The organism is Cupriavidus pinatubonensis (assembly GCF_019602855.1).
Taxonomy (GTDB): Bacteria; Pseudomonadota; Gammaproteobacteria; order Burkholderiales; family Burkholderiaceae; genus Cupriavidus; species Cupriavidus pinatubonensis.
Genome location: NZ_CP080767.1, coordinates 2,950,831 through 2,970,214, shown reverse-complemented (window position 1 = coordinate 2,970,214; position 19,384 = coordinate 2,950,831). Strand labels below are relative to the sequence as shown.

General features: G+C 63.2%; 18 protein-coding genes. 2 read left to right on the top strand and 16 right to left on the bottom strand.

The window, feature by feature from the left end; translation table 11 throughout:
- Positions 1-43: 43 nt before the first annotated feature.
- From K2O51_RS26460 to K2O51_RS26400, 13 genes are all read right to left on the bottom strand, one after another.
- On the bottom strand, positions 44-1,021 hold the full coding sequence (locus tag K2O51_RS26460) for a type II secretion system F family protein (protein WP_220630973.1): 978 nt from the start codon (positions 1,019-1,021) through the stop codon (positions 44-46).
- Positions 1,022-1,068: 47 nt separating this feature from the next.
- Positions 1,069-2,439 carry a TadA family conjugal transfer-associated ATPase gene (locus K2O51_RS26455; RefSeq protein ID WP_220630972.1) on the bottom strand — a complete coding sequence of 457 codons (1,371 nt, stop codon included), beginning with the start codon at positions 2,437-2,439 and terminating at the stop codon, positions 1,069-1,071.
- Positions 2,440-2,491: 52 nt separating this feature from the next.
- Positions 2,492-3,685, bottom strand: coding sequence for a CpaE/TadZ family protein (locus K2O51_RS26450; RefSeq protein WP_220630971.1), 1,194 nt, complete (start codon positions 3,683-3,685; stop codon positions 2,492-2,494).
- 50 nt (positions 3,686-3,735) lie between these two features.
- Positions 3,736-4,194 (bottom strand): TadE/TadG family type IV pilus assembly protein, encoded by a 459-nt coding sequence (locus K2O51_RS26445; protein ID WP_220630970.1) that lies wholly within the window; start codon positions 4,192-4,194, stop codon positions 3,736-3,738.
- Entirely contained in the window at positions 4,191-4,700 is a 510-nt protein-coding gene (locus tag K2O51_RS26440; protein WP_220630969.1) for a TadE/TadG family type IV pilus assembly protein, read from the bottom strand. Before K2O51_RS26440 ends, K2O51_RS26445 begins: the two co-directional genes overlap by 4 nt.
- 9 nt (positions 4,701-4,709) lie before the next feature.
- Complete coding sequence (locus K2O51_RS26435) at positions 4,710-6,005, bottom strand: pilus assembly protein TadG-related protein (protein WP_220630968.1); 1,296 nt, start codon at positions 6,003-6,005, stop codon at positions 4,710-4,712.
- A 22-nt stretch (positions 6,006-6,027) separates the two neighbouring features.
- Complete coding sequence (locus tag K2O51_RS26430; protein ID WP_220630967.1) at positions 6,028-6,375, bottom strand: hypothetical protein; 348 nt, start codon at positions 6,373-6,375, stop codon at positions 6,028-6,030.
- 32 nt (positions 6,376-6,407) lie between these two features.
- Positions 6,408-8,309 carry a type II and III secretion system protein family protein gene (locus K2O51_RS26425; RefSeq protein ID WP_220630966.1) on the bottom strand — a complete coding sequence of 634 codons (1,902 nt, stop codon included), beginning with the start codon at positions 8,307-8,309 and terminating at the stop codon, positions 6,408-6,410.
- Between the two features lie 69 nt (positions 8,310-8,378).
- On the bottom strand, positions 8,379-9,221 hold the full coding sequence (gene cpaB / locus K2O51_RS26420; protein ID WP_220630965.1) for a Flp pilus assembly protein CpaB: 843 nt from the start codon (positions 9,219-9,221) through the stop codon (positions 8,379-8,381).
- A 40-nt stretch (positions 9,222-9,261) separates the two neighbouring features.
- On the bottom strand, positions 9,262-10,689 hold the full coding sequence (locus tag K2O51_RS26415) for an ATP-binding protein (RefSeq protein WP_220630964.1): 1,428 nt from the start codon (positions 10,687-10,689) through the stop codon (positions 9,262-9,264).
- A 73-nt stretch (positions 10,690-10,762) separates the two neighbouring features.
- Positions 10,763-11,266: an A24 family peptidase gene (locus K2O51_RS26410; protein ID WP_220630963.1), complete on the bottom strand. Its 504-nt coding sequence runs from the start codon at positions 11,264-11,266 to the stop codon at positions 10,763-10,765.
- Positions 11,267-11,281: 15 nt separating this feature from the next.
- Positions 11,282-11,464 (bottom strand): Flp family type IVb pilin, encoded by a 183-nt coding sequence (locus K2O51_RS26405; RefSeq protein ID WP_220630962.1) that lies wholly within the window; start codon positions 11,462-11,464, stop codon positions 11,282-11,284.
- 84 nt (positions 11,465-11,548) lie between these two features.
- The gene (locus K2O51_RS26400; protein ID WP_220631684.1) at positions 11,549-11,734 is read right to left on the bottom strand and encodes a Flp family type IVb pilin; all 186 of its coding nucleotides are present in this window, start codon (positions 11,732-11,734) and stop codon (positions 11,549-11,551) included.
- A 1,114-nt stretch (positions 11,735-12,848) separates the two neighbouring features.
- Between K2O51_RS26400 and K2O51_RS26395 the strand changes: the two genes are divergently transcribed.
- Both K2O51_RS26395 and K2O51_RS26390 read left to right on the top strand, forming a co-directional pair.
- Positions 12,849-14,102 (top strand): glycosyltransferase family 87 protein, encoded by a 1,254-nt coding sequence (locus tag K2O51_RS26395; protein ID WP_220630961.1) that lies wholly within the window; start codon positions 12,849-12,851, stop codon positions 14,100-14,102.
- 41 nt (positions 14,103-14,143) lie between these two features.
- Positions 14,144-15,157, top strand: a complete 1,014-nt coding sequence (locus K2O51_RS26390) for a glycosyltransferase family 2 protein (RefSeq protein ID WP_220630960.1) — start codon at positions 14,144-14,146, stop codon at positions 15,155-15,157.
- A 134-nt stretch (positions 15,158-15,291) separates the two neighbouring features.
- On the opposite strand, the gene K2O51_RS26385 is transcribed toward K2O51_RS26390, so the two are convergent.
- The 3 genes from K2O51_RS26385 to K2O51_RS26375 form a co-directional block, all read right to left on the bottom strand.
- A complete protein-coding gene (locus K2O51_RS26385; RefSeq protein ID WP_220630959.1) occupies positions 15,292-15,762 on the bottom strand; it encodes a GtrA family protein in 471 nt (156 codons plus the stop codon).
- A gap of 31 nt (positions 15,763-15,793) precedes the next feature.
- The gene (locus tag K2O51_RS26380; protein ID WP_140950370.1) at positions 15,794-17,167 is read right to left on the bottom strand and encodes a sigma-54 dependent transcriptional regulator; all 1,374 of its coding nucleotides are present in this window, start codon (positions 17,165-17,167) and stop codon (positions 15,794-15,796) included.
- Positions 17,168-18,360: 1,193 nt separating this feature from the next.
- A complete protein-coding gene (locus tag K2O51_RS26375; protein WP_140950371.1) occupies positions 18,361-19,308 on the bottom strand; it encodes a LysR substrate-binding domain-containing protein in 948 nt (315 codons plus the stop codon).
- Between the last annotated feature and the right edge of the window lie 76 nt (positions 19,309-19,384).

Sequence of the window (19,384 nt, the reverse complement as noted above, 5' to 3'; positions counted from 1 at the left end):
CGTCAGAGTGACCGCCCAAGCCTTGCTTGTTGTTGTTGTCGTCTCATACGCGAATTCGGATGATCTTGCGCATCCACAGCACGCCAAGTGTCATCGATACCAGCGCGCCTCCGATCATCCGCCACCCGATGGGGTCTTCCCACAAAACCTTCATGAAGCCTGGGTTGACCACTAGGATCAGGCCTGCCGTACAGAAGGGCAGCAGGCCAAGTATCCACGCCGACAAGCGCCCTTCAGCCGACAGCACGCGAATCTTGTCGAACAACTTGAGTCGCTCGCGGACCATGGTGCCGATGGTGTCGAGGATCTCCGCCAGGTTGCCTCCGCTCTCTCGCTGGATCAGTACCGCGATGACAAAGTAGCGAAGGTCGCCCACTGGCACGCGCATCGCAAGGTTGGTCATCGCCTCGTCAAGCGCCACGCCGTAGTTGATTTCTTCAAAAGTGGTGCGGAACTCCGGGCCGATGGGGGCCTTCATCTCCTGGCCGACCATGCCCAGAGCGCCCGAGAACGAGTGCCCTGCACGCAGTGCACGGCTTATCATGTCCACGGCATCGGGCAGTTGCGCTTCCATTTGCTTGAGCCGTTTGGCCCGCTGCCGCATCACACGGAGCATGGGCAGCAGGCCGATCACGGCAGCGACAGCTAGCATGACCGGTATCGGGATCGGCACTAGTGGGATCAGCGCCACCGTGCAGAGCACCACCAACCCGCAATACCCCAGCAACTGCGCGACCGACCATGTGCTGCCGGACTGGACCAGCAAGCGGTCGAGCGAGCCGATGCGTGGCAGGCGCATCAACCACTGCTGCATCTGGGGTGATTCGCTGAGCAGCCGCTTCTTGAGGATGGAAAGGCGATCGGCGCTGATCTGTCCGCCAGCGGAGATGGCGCGTAGCCGAGCCTCGATCCGCTTGGCCGAGGGGCCGTGGTAGCTGTTCCACCAGAGGTAGATGCCCTCGAGGCAGAGAACGACCGCGACAAACAGCAGGATGCTGAAGGCATAGAAGATCATGCTCATCTGCGTCTCCCAGTGGCGTTTTGAACCGATGTTGGCACGATGGCGGCTCAGACTTCGTAGCGGCGCGCGGGGTCGTAGGTTTCATCTGGCAGGCCGACGCCAAACACGCGCAGCCGCTCGGCGAACTTCGGATAAACGCCGGTGGCCCGGAAATGTCCGCGCACGGTGCCGTCCTCGGCTACGCCGGTCCGCTGAAAAGTAAAGATTTCCTGCATGTTGATGATGTCGCCTTCCATGCCGGTGATCTCCTGGATGCTGATGATCTTGCGCCGGCCATCGGTCATGCGTGCCGCCTGGACAATCACGGTGATGGCCGAGGCGATTTGCTGGCGCATCGACTTGGCGGGCATGGTCAGTCCCGCCATGCTGACCATGTTTTCCAGGCGCGTAAGCGCATCGCGTGGCGTGTTGGCGTGGATGGTCGTCAGCGAGCCCTCGTGGCCAGTGTTCATGGCGTTCAGCATGTCGAGCGCCTCGCCACCGCGCACTTCGCCCAGGATGATGCGGTCCGGTCGCATCCGCAGTGCGTTTCGCACCAGTGCTCGCTGCGTGATTTCTCCTTTTCCTTCGATATTGGGCGGGCGGGTTTCCAGCCGCAGTACATGGGGCTGCCGCAGTTGCAGTTCCGCCGCATCTTCGATGGTGACCACGCGTTCGTCTTCGGGGATAAAGCCGGAAAGAATGTTCAGCAGCGTTGTCTTGCCGCTGCCGGTGCCACCGGATACCAGTACGTTCACCTTCGCATGCGCCAGTGCCTGCAGTAGTTGTGCCATCGGCTGCGTCAGGCTCTTCAAGTCAACTAGGTCTGCCACCTGTAGTGGATTCACGGAGAAGCGGCGGATGGACAGCAGCGGCCCATCGATGGCAGAGGGCGGAATGATGGCATTGACGCGAGAACCGTCTGGCAGGCGTGCGTCAACCATCGGACTGGTCTCGTCGATACGGCGGCCTACGCGCGAAACGATCTTCTCTATGACCTTCATCAGATGAGCGTCATCGTAGAAGAGCACGTCGGTCAGTTCGAGTTTGCCCCGCCTTTCTACATAGGTTTGGCGCGCCGTATTGACCAGGATGTCCGATACCGTGGGGTCTTTCAGCAGCGGCTCCAGTGGGCCGAAGCCGAACATCTCGTCATAGATCTCCACGATGAGTTGCCGGCGCTCGTTGTCGTTGAGCAGAACCTTCTGTTCATCGACGATCACATTCACGAGCGCGGCGATTTCCTGCTTTACCTGCTCTGGCGGGAAGAGCGCCAGGCGTTCCAGTTCGACCCGGTCGAGCACGGTCTCATGCACATCGCGCTTGAGTGCATGGTAGCCGGGCGAAGCAGCCTTGGCCGCCATGCTGAACTGGATGGCAGCGTGTCCATTGGTGGCGAATGCCGGCCCGGCGTTTGCCAGTTGTTCGCGGATTGACATGATGCACTCCTCGTTATCAGGTTTAGTTCTCGGCGGAAGGGGGTCGGTGGGTTCAGATACTCTTCGCACGCAGCATCAGCCGGCGGAACGGGGAGCCAGGCTCTTGGCGCGGACGTCTCTCGACATCCGGTGCGGAGGTCAGTTGCATCGCCATCGCCTGCAAGGCACGCGCCATACCGCTGCGCCGGCTCAGTTTGGCAACGGGCTCTCCCTGGCTCACGGCTTCATCCACAGCGGACGGATCATCGGGCAATGCAAAAGCGACCTTTACGCCGAGAATCTCTTCCATCTTGACGCGGGGCACTTCGTTCTTGCGCCCGGTGCGGTTGAGTACCAGTTGGATCTTGTTTGCGGGGTAGTGCAGCGCATGCAGGATATCAACCAGGCGGCGGCCTGGCCGACCAAATGCAATGGCGGGTTCCGCCAGTACGCAGATGTGATCGCTGTGGTCCAGGATTCCGATCGACAGCGGGTCAATGGTCTGGCCGATATCGAAAATCACAAAATCGTAGTTGGGCTGCATCACTGACAGGATCCATTCCAGCTTCTCCTTCTGGATCTGGCTGGCCTTGACCGGATCGGTGGCGCCGGCAAGCATGTCCAGGCCTTTGTCCACGTGAACCAGGCAGGCATCGAGGAACGCGGCGTCCATGCGGTCGATCTGGCCGCAGATGTCGGGCAGCGTCGACGGAGGTGTCTTGTCGCTGACGATGTGCGTCAGGTCGCCGAAATGCCGGTTCAAGTCGACCACCAGCACGCGCTTGCCGAAGTGACGGGACAGGGCGTCGCCCAGATTGGCCGCTACGAAGCTGGTGCCGGCTCCGCCCTTGCACGAGATCATCGAGATGACCTGCGCCAGTTCCTTTTCTCGCGGCACATGCGTTGCCTCTGCCCGCTTCAAGGCTTCGGCCAGCTGGCCTTTGTCCAGGGGCCAGGACAGCACGTCACGGATGCCGGCGCGCATGGCCTTGAGCAGTATGTCGGAGCCGTTGGACTGCGTAACGAGGATGCACGGCAGATCGGGGTGCTGCTCGCGAAGGGCCTCGATCGCATGCATCTGTGACGGTCCGATGAGAGGCAGCTCGAGGATCAGCAGATCGGCCATGCGCAGACGACTGGCATGGAACGGGAATCGCGTCAGGCTCTCCTGCAGCGACATGGCCTGGAAATTCCCGACGACGGTGCTCAGCCGGTTGATCTCGGCCAGCCGCTCGGCGTCTTCGGATGCGATCAGGATCTTCAGCATAATGTCCTCGCGATACTCGGATCAAATGTGATGACGTATGTCCCGGTGCTTCAGCTGCAAACGGAGCCGCCCGTTGATGTCTGCATGCTTTCGCGTGTCATGGTGGTCGCGAAGGGAGGCATGTTCAAGGTCAGTGGAACTAGCGGGATCACCGTGGCAACCGATACATTGGCGACGCTGACCATGACGCTCTGGCACGTCGAGCGCGCATTGGCCGGATCGGAGTCGCAACCCGCAGGCTCGTAGGCCACCGAGATATTGCCGTTCTGTAACAACGGCAGCATGTCCCGCATCCGGTTCTTGATCACGAGGTCACCGGCGTCGCATACCACGGCCATGCGAGCACCGAGGCGGGTGGCCTCCGAGGCGGTGTTCCAGTAGTACAGCACGCGCGAGAATTCGACGATCCCCAGCAGAAGCGTGAAGAACACGCCGGCGATGAGGGCGAATTCAACAGCGGCAACGCCCCGCTGGCGCTGACACGAATGGGAGAAGGCGGCCCGCTTCATAGCACTTGCCTCATAACAGTGGAAATGTCGCTGAACGTCAGGCCGGTCACATTGATGAACGACTGCACCGGCGAATAGGCAAAACCAGAAATCTTGACCGAGACGAGGTTGACCGTGCCAGCCGCCACGCCGGTACCACCGGAGTTGTCATAGGTGCTGACATTCAGGAATGTCTGGCCGGGACAGCCCGTGGCGTTGACGCGATCGCAGACGACGACCATGGCGGTGGTCAGTCCCGGCGCCAGGGGCTGGCCGGCACAAGTCGTGTTGCCATAGGCCGCCAGGCACTTTGCAGCCCCGGTGGGATAAGTCACATCGTCCGGTGAGAACTGCGACAGGTAGCGCGTCGCCGAGCGCGTTGCCTTGGTCAGCGTGTCGTACTGGTAGATTGCACGGCCGAACTCGGCCACGCCGCAGACCATCAGGATCATCGGCGCCAGCAGGATGCCGAATTCCACTGCGGCCACGCCGCGCTGGCGCTTGCCGGAAGTCGTCAGACGTTTCATCGCGCGCTCCTATTGCACCAGTACGGGCACGAGCGGACCGACGCCGGTCCCGGCGCCCGGGAGGCCCTGCGTGGCACAGGGGCTGCCGGGCGTTGTCGAGGTGCCACGATATTCGAGGCGTACGGTGTCGTTGTGGCCGCCTTTCTGCATCGGCTCGACCATTAGCAGGCAGGACCAGCCAGTCACCGGGATCTTGTGGGTGCCAGGCGTGCCGAGAGAGCTGCAGTCCACGATGGGGGCCAGCACCAGGCGTCGGTCGGCACCAGCCTTGTAGTTTGTGCTTCCTGCGCTGCCTTGCGTATCGAGATTAGTGGTCGAATCGCCCTGATAGGCCATGTAGGCCTTGCGGGCAGCGAGGAAATTCGGCTGGGCGTTGCCCTTGCTATCGCTCGAGGTGCCGTCGTATGCGCTCTTCTTCGCCGTCCAGGTCGCATCCGTATAGGCAAAGCCGGTGAAGTCAGTCACTCCCACTGTGCTGCCCTTGACGATCCCAAACCGGCTGTTCCACTCATCCGACAGGGATGCCTTGTCACCGGTTGTGCCGATAAAGGATCCCTCTGCAGGCAGGTTGCATTGGCCCGCACCTTTCAACTGGTTGGCGAGATCCTTGGCACTCGATCCGCCGGTCAGGTCGGCCCAGCCGAAGTTCCCGCCACCGTAGGCAACACTGTCCTTGTCTGCGGTGCCCGCCTTGGTGGTCAGCCATTGCCCGATCGTGTAGCCAGCCGGTACCGGAGGGTTAGCGGTGTCAGGCCGGCAGACGAAAACGGGGATGGCGCATGTGGTTTGGGCGGAGGTGGTCGTGGCGACCGCGTAGGCGGCAACCGTGCTTGGGCCGATGTTCGTGCCCGGCAGGGCATTGAGCACCTGCGCAAACCAGTGGGCGATGCCGGTGCGGGACACCTCGCACCTGACGTATTTGATGGTATTCAGCGGATAGGTGACGGCATCTTTGTCAAGGAACGGATTGGCAAGCGAGTCGGTGTATTTCACGCTGCTGCTGGCCACCAGTTCGACCTGTTCGCGCTGGAACAGGGCCATGTTGCGCGATCCGGACGTAATGCCCGCGGCTTCGGACACGACCAGCGGCGTGGCGCCGGTCAGGTCACGTGCCGCGGCCAGTGCGCAGGAATCGGCGCTGTTCTGCAACTCGCTCTTGGCCACGTAGAGTTTGCCCAGATCGAGCGCCAGGCCGAGAAAGCCGACCAGCACCACGATCAGTAGTCCCATGATGATGGCGACCGCGCCTTTCTGGCGTGCGTGAATGCGGTGCAGGCGCCGTGCGTGATTCGTGGTTCTGGGCATGGTCTGGCTCCCCAACGTGGACCTAGCGTGCGCCACCAGCGCCGGACATGCCGACGCCGCCGTAGCCGGCCGAGCCGAAGTCAATGCCGAAGCCGCCGGTCTGGGCGCCGGTGGTCTGCATGCGGATCAGCGAGCGGTCAAAGTTGCGCATCGCGGCCACTGCCGTCTTGCCGTCAGTGCCGGTGACCGTCGGCAGGCCCGCCGGGGCGTCGGGGTTGATGATCTGCATCTGGTTGACCGTGGCCAGTGCCACGCCGCGCTGGCCGTCCCACACCGGGGTGGTTGTCATGCAGGCCGACAGTCCGAGGCAGGACAGGGCACCCGCCACCAAGGCGGCGGCGCTGCGCGGAAGCTTCGAGATCTTGCTCATGGTTGCTCTCCTGTTTGCGGTGGCGCTGGGGCTCAGTTGCTGCCCGATGCGGTGCCGGTGGCCGTGCCGGCGGGCCGCGCCTGCGCCAGGCGCGCAGCGGTGGCTTCAATGCGGGCGATGCGTGCGGCGGAGTCCTCCGGGGGCGGTAGCGCCGCCACGCTGCGCGCTGGTGCCGGCGGTGCCTTGGGCGCGGCGGCTGCCGGCTGCGGGGCCGTGCGGGCCGTCGGGGTCGGCGCAGGCGGCGTCGCCGGGGACGGCGCTGCCGCCGTGGACGGTTCCTCCAGCGGCCGGCCATTCGGCGTGGCCGAGATCGACGTGACCGGAGTAACTTCACTGCGCGGGGCCGACGGCGCGGTGCCGGGCGCTGCAGCAGGAGCCGGCGCGGCCGGTTGCGACGGTGCCGGAGTGGGCGGCGCATTGCGGCGGCCTTCCATATTGCCCATGAAGTACAGCGAGAACGGATCAGGCGTGGCGAAGCTGTCGGTGGGCAGCGGGTAGTTGTTGGTCGCCATCGGCTTGACCAGGCGTGGCGTGATGATGAACACCAGTTCGGTCAGGTCCTGCTGGTACTGCGTGCTGCGGAACAGCGTGCCCAGCACCGGCACTTCGCCAGCGCCAGGGAGCGCCTTGAGCGAACCGCGCGCGCTGTCCTGCAGCAGGCCGCCGATCGCGAAGCTTTCGCCATCACGCATCTGCACGGTGGTGGAGGCGCGGCGGGTGGTGATGAGCGGAAGCACGGTCTGTCCCGCCAGGCTGCTGCCGCTGACAGTCGCGCCCGTGGGGGACAACTCGGACACTTCCGGCGCTACCTTCAGGTGGATGCGGCCATTGGCAAGCACCGTTGGCGTGAACTTCAGTCCCACGCCGAACTCTTCTTCCTGCAGCGTGACCGTGCCGGCACCATTCAGCACGTTGGCCTGCGCCACGGGGATGTAGATCTTGCCGCCGGCGAGGAAGCTCGCTTCCTGCCCGCTGATGGTCACGAGGTTCGGCTCGGCCAGGATCTTGACCAGGCTGTCGTTCTTCTGCGCGTCGATGGCAAAATTGAACGGCTTGTTGTTGGCCTTGCTGCCAAAGATCGCGCCGGAAGCGCCGGTAAGCAGCGACGTCACCACGCCGCCGGTCCACGAGCCAAAGCCGCCTTGCAGGTTCACCGCCGAGCCGAGCTGGTTCAGCAGCGTCTTCGAGACCTCCGCCACCTTCACTTCCAGCATCACCTGCTGCGGTGTGTCGACCGACAGCATGTTGAGCACGCCACCCTTCCTGTTGGGATCGCCGCCACCAGCCTGCGCGGCGCTGGCATAGGCCTGTGCGATGTCCATGGCCTGCAGCGCGGCCTGCGAATTGGTGACGCTCCCGGTCAGCACCAGGTTGTCCGCGGCCGTCATGACCTTGATGCCGGGTTCGCCGGGCAGGAGCTGGCCGAGCGATGTCTGCAGGCCGCCGGCATCGGCGTTGACCACCACGTTGATGATGCTGCAGCTGCCGCTGCGGCCCTGCACGATCATATTGGTGGTTCCCACCGAGCGCCCCAGTACATAGAGCGTCTGTGCCGATACCATCGTGGCCTGCACCACGTTGGGGTTGCCCAGCGTGCGGTTCTTGACAGGCTCCTGCAGCGTGATCAGCTGCGATTTGCCGACCGGAACGATGACGCTCGACTCTTGCCGGACCGACCCGGTGCAATTGGGGCCGCGCGCGTCCGCGGCCGGCACCGGCGTCGCGGATCCCACGGGCACCGCGCCGGCTGGCGCCATGCTGATGGTCATCTGCATCGGCGCTTGGGGCGCCTTCGCTGCCACGGGCGCGGTGGCCCTGCCCAGGTTGCCGGCCTCGATGGCGGCTTGCGCCGCGGCGGCCAGCGGTGTGCAAAGGATGGCAGCCAGCACCAGGATGCGGGTGCCGCCGGCGGCTTCGGATCGTTTCTGGTTCATTTTGAATCTCCCCCCGGAGAGGCTGTGTTTGTTACAGCTCAAAATTCATCGATGCCGTACGGTACGAGTTCAAAAGCACTCGAGGCCGCCCTGGATGCCTGCCAGCACGCCGACGCAATTGCCCGAGTGCGGCTGTGCTGCCACCGTACGGGTCTTGACCACGGTGCGCGTTTGCGTCTGCGTGACCACCTTGACCTGCGGTGCTTCCGGCCCCTTGCCCAGCAGCGTGCCCTTGGTCGCGCCGCCGGTGTTGATGTCGGCCACGTCCATCTGGTTGCGCAGCACCAGCGAGAGGGTGCCCACGCTGCGGGCCACGTCCAGCTTCTCGGCCTGGTCGGGCGTGACCTCGAGCGTCACCGCGTTGACCACCTTCGGCTGGGTGTCGTCGCGGCTGACCTGCTGAGCCACAGCCAGTACCAGGATCTTCTCGAGCACGATCTTCGAGATGCTGTTGTTCTGCGTGCTCTTGGCTTCCTCATTCGTATTGACGATCACATCGACATAGTTGCCTGGCAGGGCGAAGCCCGCCACGCCCACCACATCGTTGACGCGTACCGTGATGGCGCGCTTGCCATCGTTGATGACGGCGGACAGTCCGCCCTTGGTGCCGACGGGTGCGAGCTTCGCCTCAAGAACGGGTTCGCCGCGCTGCAGGCTGGTCCGCACCACGCGGCCTTCGAGCAGCTTCAGGTCTTCGAACGCGCCGGGCGGCACGCTTGCGGTGGGCCAGTTGACCAGGCGCAACTGGCTGCCGTTCAGCGGCTGCCCCAGGTTCAGATCGTTGGCTGCCACCACCACCTGCTTTACGGAGTTGGACGATTGCTCCAGCAGCCATCTGGACGCTGATACCACGGCCGCCACGCCGGCGATCAGGGCAATCAGCAGCATCAGGATTGCGCGTGTGTTTTTCATGATGACTCTCTCCTGGAGGTTACGTGTGGGCTGCTACGGTTCAGCTTGCCGCGCGCTGATCGATGGACCAGTGATGATGAGTACGGTGATGCGTGCTGCCCGGTGGCATGCCTTCGGCTGAGGTCCGCAATCCGTAATAGGCTTGCCATGCCGCGAGCAGTCCCTCCTGGGTGACTTGCGGCGCATGGCCGTGATAGCGCACGCCCGAGGCGACCAGGCGCAACAGGTCGCGCGGCAGGCAGGCCATCAGCGGCGTGTCGCTTTCATAATGCAGGCTGTCGACCAGGAATTCGAAGACGGTGTCCGCGGTAGTCAGACCGAAGTCTGCGGCAGTGCGCTGATACACCTCTCGGTAGTCGTCGATCGACAACGGCCCCACGTAGAGCTTGCTGCCCAGGCGGCGCAGGAACGCCTCGTCACCGAGCGCAGAAGGCTCTAGGTTGGTCGAGAACACCGGCCAGACGTCGAACGGTACCGAAAAGCGCACGCCAGTTTGCAGCGTGAACATGTCGACGGAGCGGTCCAGCGGTACGATCCAGCGGTTGAGCAGGTCGTCGACACCCACCAGCTGCCGGCCCAGGTCATCGATGATGTAGATGCCGTTGTTGGCTTTCATGTGCGGAGGCGCCTGATAGAAGCCTGCGGTGCTGTCGTAGCGCAGGTCCAGCATGGCCAGCGTGAGTTCGCCGCCGGTCAGCACCACCGGGCGGTGGCACAGGACCCAACGGCGATCCAGCGAGCGGCGTGCCATCGATGCCTCGCTGTCGCTGAAAGGAACATGCACCAGGGGATCGAACACCTGGATGATTTCGCCGGCTACGGTGATCGCATGCGGCACCGGCACGGCGCCGGGCAGCAGCATGCCCAGGCGCTGCGCCAGGTAGGTCTTGCCACTGCCGGGGGGGCCGTAGATCATCAGCGCACGGCAGGTGTTCAGGGCCATGCCGATCGCGTCCAGCAGGTGGACCGGGATCACGAGGTCATGAAATGCCGCGGTGACATCGGCCTTGGTGACGGAGCCATGGCTTACCGAGTGGTGTTTGACAGCTTCGATGTAGGCATCCAGGCTGACGGGTGCGGGACCGTTGTAGCTGCAGCGCGCGGATGCTTCGGCGGCACGCGTGTAGCCGGCATCAGTGAGGCGGAAGCGCACATCGAGGTCGCTGGCGCCGCGGTGCGCAATCTCCAGCAGGCGCTCGCGTACCGCGACCGTGGCGATCTCGTTGACGACGACGGCGGGAAGTTTCAGCGAGTCGGTCAGTACCGCCAGGGTGACGGTGCGGTGCAGATAGGCGGCCTTCATGAAAAGGCCGAGCAGCAGCGAACTATCGAGCCCGGTATCCGCGATGGTCCGCGGCAGCACATGCCAGGCGGGCGGGCAGTCCTGATCCCCGCGGGCATTCCTGCTGATGGAGGCCACCGGCTCTAGGTGCCGTGGTGCCTGACCTGCGTCGTGGTGCTCAAACATGCCGTCCCCCTGTATGCTGACCAGCGTATTCATCAAGACGCCCGAACGCTGTGGTCGTGGTTGTGCTTTGCTCTCATGGCTTGGTGAACAGGATTGCCAGCGTTCCGGCAGCGATCGCCACGCCGTAGGGCAACGAACCGACCGAAGGCCCCCCTGGCCTTGTGCGGAGGATGTTGCTGATGTTGCGCAGGACCTGCCCGCCGCTACGGAACCAGAAAACCAGGGCTGCCGCCCATAGTCCGCCAATGAGGAAGGTGGACAGTGCAATCTGGAGGGCTATGGCCGCGCCAAGCCAGGCGCCCACTGCAGCCATGAGCTTGACGTCGCCGGCGGCCATGCCGCGCAGCGCGTAGAGGGGCAGGAACACCGCCAGCCCGGTGATCCAGCCCAGAATCCATGCGAGACATCCGCCGCCAAGGCCATGCATGGCCACCTGTACCGGCAGGCCCAGCATCCAGGCACCAAGCGTCAGCCAGTTCGGAATCCGCCGGCGGTGCAGGTCAAGCGCCGCGGCCGTGAGCACGATGGCGATGGTGACCGGACCGATGAAAGGCGCGAGCATCGACATGGCAGACATGGCGTGTCCTCGTATTCAAGGCGTCGTTGGCATGACAGCCACGACCAGTTCATAGAGCGCCCGCACCTGGGTACCCAATAATGAGACAGCCCCCACGATCACCATCGCGATCAGCGCGCCGAGCAGCGCATACTCGATCGCGGTGACGCCGCGTTCGTCGCGTCGGAAGCTCTTCCACAGCGTATCGCGTCGTTGCATCGGGGCCTCCAGATCCGGGGCGAAGCGATTGGCGGGCACTTGGGCCGCACTGCGGCAGCCCAAGTCGTCCGACTACGCTGTAGTTCAGGCAGCAGGCGTGACGAGCTTGCCTTGGATGTAATTGAAGATTGAGCTGAGTTGCGTGCCGACAAGCGTGACAGAAGCAATGATCACGACGGCAATCAGCGCGGCGATCAGGCCGTACTCGATGGCGGTCACGCCATCTTCATCGCGGAAAAACTGCTTCATGGAGTGGGTCAGGTTCTTCATGATGATCTCCTTGCGTTGGACAGAGAACTTCAGGTGCTGCGGCTTCACGTAGACGGATGCAGAGGGTTCGGCGGCGCGCAGATCGGGCATGCATGGAACGGCCAGCGCCCCGGATCGCCGCGCGCGACTCCTGGATCGCGCCCGTGCTGCGGTCGCCCTGCCGAGGCATGCAAGCATTGCGCGTTGCATTGCCCGTGAGCCGCATCATGAAGAGAGCACCACGGGCCGAAGTGGATGGCATCGTGTGCGGTCTTCCGGTGCGGCATCGCAGGTTCGCGAATGGCTTGCATGCTTGTACGCTCCCCGTGTTCGAATGGCTTGCCGGCATTCTTTGCGCCGGCGTTGCGGCGCCGACAACTGCGATGCCGCTCGACATGGCATAGGCAAAGCGCGGGCCAGCCTGCAGGAATTCCTTGTGCTGCAAGGCTTTGCGGGTGCCATTGCGTGCCACATGCCGGACGCGATGGCCCGTAGGCGGCGTTTCGGCGGCCTTTCGTTGCCGCCCGGAAACGCGCGTCAGCCAGGGATTTTTGGATGACGAGACCGATGGCTGAGAGCGTTGCATCAAGTCACCTGTGGGCTGCACCGGGAGAGAGGCAGATGCTTCAGCCAAAAGCATGAGCCGGCTCTCGGGGGCATCAGCTTTCTGGTGCAGTGTTTGGATGAGGAACCGTTAATTCCAGTTGGTACACACAGTGGTGCCCGACAGATGGATGAGGGTTCCTGGCGCAGGGCGGGCGTTTCCAGTCAGAAACGTCGGATACCACGTCCCGCTTGGAAACCGTAGCGCCGCGCCCTCGCAGATTCGGCTGCAAGCCGCATGAGAGCTTGTTTCGGGGGCGGGTGAAGCTGCGTGATTCAAGCAAGAAACATGGGCGTATGCCGCGCCGCTGCGGGAAAGGCGCAAGCGTGCCGAGGCTGGTGAGCGGGCTTGCTTTCGCCGGTGCGGGCTATGAAACTGAGTCAGGAGTCGGTTAGCGTGAGCTAGCAAATCAAGAACGTGAGGGAGGGGAGATGTGCCAATATCCCAGGCGGTTGGTTGACAGGTCCGTGACCGGGGGCTGGATGCAGCGGCCCCATGGCAACCGGCCCTGGCGTTGCCGGAGCAGATGAAATGGAGCTTCCAAACTACACGGCTGGCAGGCCGCATTGCCAGTCGCAGCACGAACACTGGCTCGACCCGGGCCGGCTGCGCCTGTATGTCTGGGTGGCGCTGGCGTGCCAGGTGCTCTACTTTGGCGTCTGGACGTTGCGCGCATACCTGCTGCAGGCAGCTGGCGTCATTGGTCCTGGTGGAGACTTTGTCGTGTTCTGGAGCGCGGCGCACCTGACACTCGAGCACGGACCGGCCGCGCCCTACGATTTCGATCTGTTGCGCTCAACCGAGCTAGCGGCCGTGCCGGGCCTGCCCCTTGGCGATGGCGTCCTGCCATGGCTGTACCCACCCACCTATATGCTATGTCTGCTGCCGTTTGCGCTGTTGCCATACGGTGCAGCCACACTGGCGTTCATGTGTGGGGGCGCTGCCTGGTATGCGTGGGCGATGTACCGCACCTTGCCGTGGCGCCGCCTTTGGCTGGCAGGTGTCGCGTTTCCCGGAGTCGCCGTGACGCTGGCATCCGGACAGAACGGCTTGTGGCTCGCCGGTTGTGCGGGGTTGGCGATGACATGGTTGCGTACCCGTCCGGTGTTGGCCGGTGCATTGCTCGGACTGCTGACCGTCAAGCCTCATCTGGCAGTGATGTTTCCCTTGGCCTTGCTATGCGCACGCGCATGGCAAGCGCTCGCGGCGATGTTCGTCACGGCCACTGGGCTTGCTGCGGCGTCGATGCTTGCCTTCGGCATGGAGCCGTTCACCGAATTCATCGGCAACGCGGCAGTGGTACAGGCCGCAGTGGAGCAAGGTGCCACGCTGCCGGCCCGGATGCCAACCATATTTGCGGCCGCCAGGACCCTGACGGGGAGCCTAGGCTGGGCCTATGCCATGCACGGCTGCATGGCGGCTGCGGCCGTGACTGCGGTGGTATATGCCTGGGCCCGGCCGTCAAGCTTTGCCTTGCGGGCGGCGGTACTCATGACAGCCGCCTTGCTGATCCCTGCTTACTTGTACGACTACGACCTGGTTCTCCTCGGCTTTGCTATTGCCTGGCTGAGCATTCACAGCTATCGGATCGGCTGGCGCGTCGGCGAACGCGAGGTGCTGGTCTTGCTGTGGCTTCTGCCGTTGAGCGGGGCGCTGATGGGCGGACTTGCAGCGGGAAAGGCGATTGGAATCAATCCGACTCCGATCGGGCTAGTGCTCGCACTGGCGTTCGGCGTATGGCGGATCCGGCTGGAGCGGACGGGAAGGGTGTCGCGAGATGCCTGAACAGTGCACGGTCCGATATCGCGCAAAGGAGCAACGACATTATGGCCGAGTATGACGAGCCCAAGCTGATCTCGCTGGTGGTACCGTGCTACAACGAGGCGGAAGTGCTGGAAGCATTCTTCGCGCGCGTGGTACCTATCCTTGAGGCAGTCGCAGGGAGCCGGTTCGAGATTGTCTGCGTCAATGACGGCAGCACCGATGACACCCTTGGTGTACTGCTTCGGGCCGCCAGCGGCGACGGCCGCCTGCGTGTCATTGATCTGACGCGCAATTTCGGGAAGGAGGCAGCGCTGACCGCCGGCATCGACGAAGCACATGGAGACGCGGTGATCCCGATCGACGCCGACCTGCAGGATCCGCCGGAACTGATACCGACTCTCGTGACGCACTGGCGTGAGGGCGCCGAAGTCGTACTGGCACAGCGCGTCAGCCGCAACACCGATACCCTGTTGAAGCGGATTACGGCAAACGCGTACTACCGGGTACACAATTGCCTGTCCGATCTCAAACTGCCTGAGAACGTCGGCGACTTCCGATTGATCGATCGTGCAGTGGTCAACGCGCTAAAGCTGTTGCCCGAGCGCCATCGCTTTATGAAGGGGCTCTTTGCCTGGGTCGGCTTCAGCATTGTCATTGTTCCTTATGAGCGGGAAGCGCGGAGCGCCGGGGAATCGAAGTTCTCCGGGTGGCGGCTATGGAATCTTGCCCTTGAAGGCATAACCAGTTTCAGCACGCTGCCACTCAGAAGCTGGACTTACCTTGGCTGTGTCATTGCATCGCTGGCCTTCCTGTATGGCATGTACATCGTCGTGCGGACCATGATCCTGGGTGTCGACGTCCCCGGCTATGCCTCGTTGTTGTCGCTGTTGTTGTTTTTTGGCGGATTACAATTGATCGGTCTTGGTGTGGTGGGGGAGTACGTCGGCCGCATCTATGACGAATCAAAAGGCAGGCCGATTTATCTGGTCAGGCGCCGGTATCACGAACTGTGGCCGCAAGACACTGCATCTAACCCCAGGCGCGTCGTCCGGCTTGCCAGCGCAAAGCGTGGTTAGCGGGTGAAACTGACTGGTATCGCGAAAGAGGCGCGCAAGCCCGGTTCGCCACTTTGCGGAGCGGGTTCTCGTCGCGTATTTGCCAGGTTTGATTTCACTGCTCCATGACCACCGGCGCCACCCGGCGTTTGGAGTCAGTGATGAGCACGCGATGTAAGTGGCCGATAAGTCCAGACGCGGTGAAGGACATACGTCAGCGGAGGTACCGCCGCAAGGACGCAAACGAGTCCTTGCCAGTACGTCGTGCCCAACCGTTCGGCCAGCCAGGAAATGCCGAGGGTCATGCCGAGCCCCAATATCGAGACGCAGAAGAACCGCAGGAAGTTGTCTCGCCGTGGCGTTTGAGAAAAGCTCCACAACGTGTTTAGGAAGTAGGAGCTGACATTCGCAATGGCGAATGCAACGCCATTGGCTTCTACCTGCGACGCGTTGAGAAGATATATCAGCGATGTGGCGGTGGCCACGTGAACGCCCGTTGCGATGACGCCGGCGACGCCGAAGCGTACAAGCCCGGTAAATCTGCGCCTGCGGGGCACGTACCACTGGCAGGCATTTCTTGTCGGGTCGTCCGGCGTACAGCCGGCGCCGGGATCTGAGTGCAGCATGGGGTGGGTATGACCGCTTGTTGGCTGATGTCTAGCCTTGCACGCATACCAGGCCGAGATCGCCCTTCTTCACGTGCAACTTGTAGTCCCGCATCAACCTGAACAGCGTCACCCGCGAAATTCCGAGCTCCGCCGCGACATCGATCAGGCGCTCATGATTGCGCTGCAGCGCTTCCACGAGGGCATTCTGCTCGGCTGCTTCACGGATCGCCGCCAGCGTGAGCGGGCGTTCCTCCACCGGAGCAGCGAGTTCCAGGTCCTCGGGCTGGATCACCCCGTCCTCGCACATCGCCGCGGCATGGCGGATGCGGTTGATGAGTTCGCGCACATTGCCGGGCCAATCGTGTTGTTGAATCGCGCGCAGCGCGGTAGGCGCGAAGCCACGAATATGGTTGGGAGACTGCTTGCGCACGCCGGCGAGCACATGCTCGGCGAGCAGCATGAGGTCGCTGCCGCGTTCGCGCAGCGGTGGCTGACGCACGCGCAGCACGCACAGGCGGTGGTACAGGTCGCCGCGGAACCGCTCGGCTGCGATGGCCGCTTCCAGATCGACGTGCGTGGCCGAGATGATGCGTACATCCACTTCAATGGATTCGGTGCCGCCGAGCCGCTCTATGCGCCCGGTTTCCAGGAAGCGCAGCAGGCTGGTCTGGCTTTCCAGCGGCATGTCGCCGATTTCGTCAAGGAACAGCGTGCCGCCCTGAGCCATCTCGATGCGGCCGAGCTTGCGCTTGGCCGCTCCGGTGAAAGCCCCGCGCTCATAGCCGAACAACTCCGACATGAGCAGGGTGGGCGGGATCGCGGCGCAGTTCACGGCCACGAACGGCTTCTGCGCGCGTTCGCTGGCGCGGTGGATGGCCTGCGCAGCCAGTTCCTTGCCGGTACCGGATTCGCCGGAGATCAGCACGGGGGTATCCCAGAGCGAGACCTTTTCGATACCGCGGAACAGCGTCTGCATCGCAGCGCAGGTGCCAATCATGCCGTCCGGGCGCGCGCTGCTCCCGGCTGTGCGCTGGGCGGCGGGCCGCATCTGCGCCATGCCTTGTGCATGGCCGAGCGAATGCGCCAGGTGGATCAGGTCGAATGGCGCGGTGTAGTAGTCAATAAAATAGAGGCCGAGAAGGCGGCGCGCCGCGTCGCCCAGCTCTTCGCGGCTGGCGACCATGCCGATCCAGCCCAGCAACGGGTGGGCCAGCCAGGGCTCGAAGGATTCAAGCTCGGCATCGCTGAATCCGCTATGGACGTCGAGCAGAGCGGCACAGGCCGTGTTGTGCGCCAGCGCGTCGAGGTCTTGCAGGCTCGATGCAAAGCTGATTTTCCAGCCGCGTTGCGAAAACGCCCTGCACAGCGTGGCGTCATGATGCTTGGACAGATAGAGCAGCGGACGATTGGCGTAAGTGCTCATGAGATTTCCCCGGATTCTTGTTTTTGACGAAACCGACTCCAGCGGTTGCCGGATATCGGATTCGGTGGCCTTAGGCCCGCACCGGCCGCGGGTTGATCTCGCTTTGGCCGGCGTATTTCCCGAATTCTGTGTTGGCCAAGCCTGCTTTGCAGGCTTGGCCATGCCCCTCGTGACGCCGGTGTCCGGCATCCCGCTTGTTAGCGGTCCCCATCGCCGCCATGGTCGTCCATGGCTGGCTTCAGTATTTCAGGCTGCACGGGCCGCCCAGACCGGCGCGACCCGTGGTTCCCTGAAAGACCTCACCTGTTCTTCCCGGCCCAGACCGCAACGGTATGCGTCGGTGCGAGCCATTCCCTGCAGCGCGGCCCTACGCTTACAGCACCAGCCCGAGTCCCGCCCTGGGGTGCGGGGTCGTTCTGAAACTGACCTCGTCGAACGTTTGCCAGTGTGTAGGCGCTTCGGTCTCAGACTTCCCCAATTCCAGGCTTCATGTTCGCGTGGACATATATCGCGATGAGCATGCCAGAGTCGGGCATGTCTCTGAAAACAAAGGAAAACCTCGATTCGATGGAAATTGGGGGCGCTGTGGCGCCGCCAAATCGTTCCATTTCTGTTACAGCCTGTGACCTGAAACACCCTTTGGTATGGCTCTGGGGGAGTGCAAACGACACTCATACTCATCTTCCTGTGGCCGGAGGAGCATTTGTGCTTGGTAGCCCTGTCCGAAGGAAGGGAAGCGCCATGAGAAACGCCGGAGTGCCACGGCAGCGGGTTTGGATCCGACCCGCCGCTCAAAATGGTTTCGTTTCCGTTACAGGGAGCGGCATGAGTTACATGGCAGAGTCGGATTCTCTAGGGTGTTATCCCTAGTCAAACCGGCGTTGCTGCATCGGGCGGTCGCGACGCATTGGAAACGAGCCATGCGATGACAAGCATTTGCACGAGTCGTTGGATGAGGCTCCCATCCCTATCTCATCTTTATGGATGGAGTGAGTAGAAGTTGCACGGTAGTCGACCTGACCGAGCGAAATGGTTGCATCCGTGAAACTCGCCCCGCATGGAAGACGAGTCGTCCCCGAGGCGTTGAGCCGGCGGCAACGCTTCCCTGCATGACGCTAAGCCATGGATTCTTCTGAATCAAACGAAAATGATTCGTATTGCCAACTTTGGACATCGAAAACATTTCATGTCTGTTACTTCATGGCGTCGTCTGTCGTCGGCTCCGCGGTCAGCGTTTCGCGGCGCACCTGTTCCTGCAGCCAGGCATGGAACTGCTGGATCGCTTTCTCGCGAGGATTGCCCTCGCGCCAGGTGACCCAGTAATGCAGGCTGGACGGAATGCGGGTAGAACCGACCTGCACCAACTGGCCGCTCTCAAGGTAGTCGTGGGCCAGTTGCGCCCTGGCGGTGGCTACGCCCAGGCCGGCCACGGCTGACTGCAGCATCAGCCCGGCGTCCTGGAAGATCGGGCCGCGTTCGGGCTCGGCATCCGGCAGGCCGGCGGCTTCGAGCCAGTCGCGCCAGGGCCGCAGCGCAAAGCGCAGCATCGGCATGCGAGGCACGTCGGCTGGCGTGAAGCCGGGGTAGCGCGCCAGCAGCGCCGGGCTGGCCACGGCGATGACATGGTCTTCGATCAGGTTGTGGCATTCGAAGCCAGGAAGATCGATGCGTTGGTGCCAGATGCCGACGTCGACGCTGTACGGGTCGGGCGGCGTGATCTCGGCATGCAGCCGCAGGTGCAGGTCCAGCGACGGCACCTGGGCGTGCAGGCTCGGCAAGCGGCGAATCAGCCAGGCGTTGGCCAGGTCCGCCATGACGCTGACCTGCAGTCGCACTACCGGTGTGGTCGTGCTGCTGCTGGCTTCGCGCAGGGCGCTTTCAATATCGTCCAGCGCGGCACGGATTTGCTCGGCGAGCCTTGCTCCGGCACTGGTCGGCGCCATCTGGCTGCCGGTACGCTGAAATAGTTTGGTGCCGAGCTTGTCCTCGAGCGCCCGCATGTGATGACTGATGGCGCTGTGGGTCAGTGCAAGCTCTTCTGCGGCACGCGAGAAGCTGCGATGGCGCGCGGCAGCTTCCAGCGCACGCAGCGCTTGCAACGGCGGGATGTGAACAGGGCGATCGATAGGTTTGCGGGCCATGGCCGTCAAATTCTACTCACAATTGCCGACCGTAACTTTCGTTGGCGTTGCACCATGCTGGTGAGGACAATGGCGG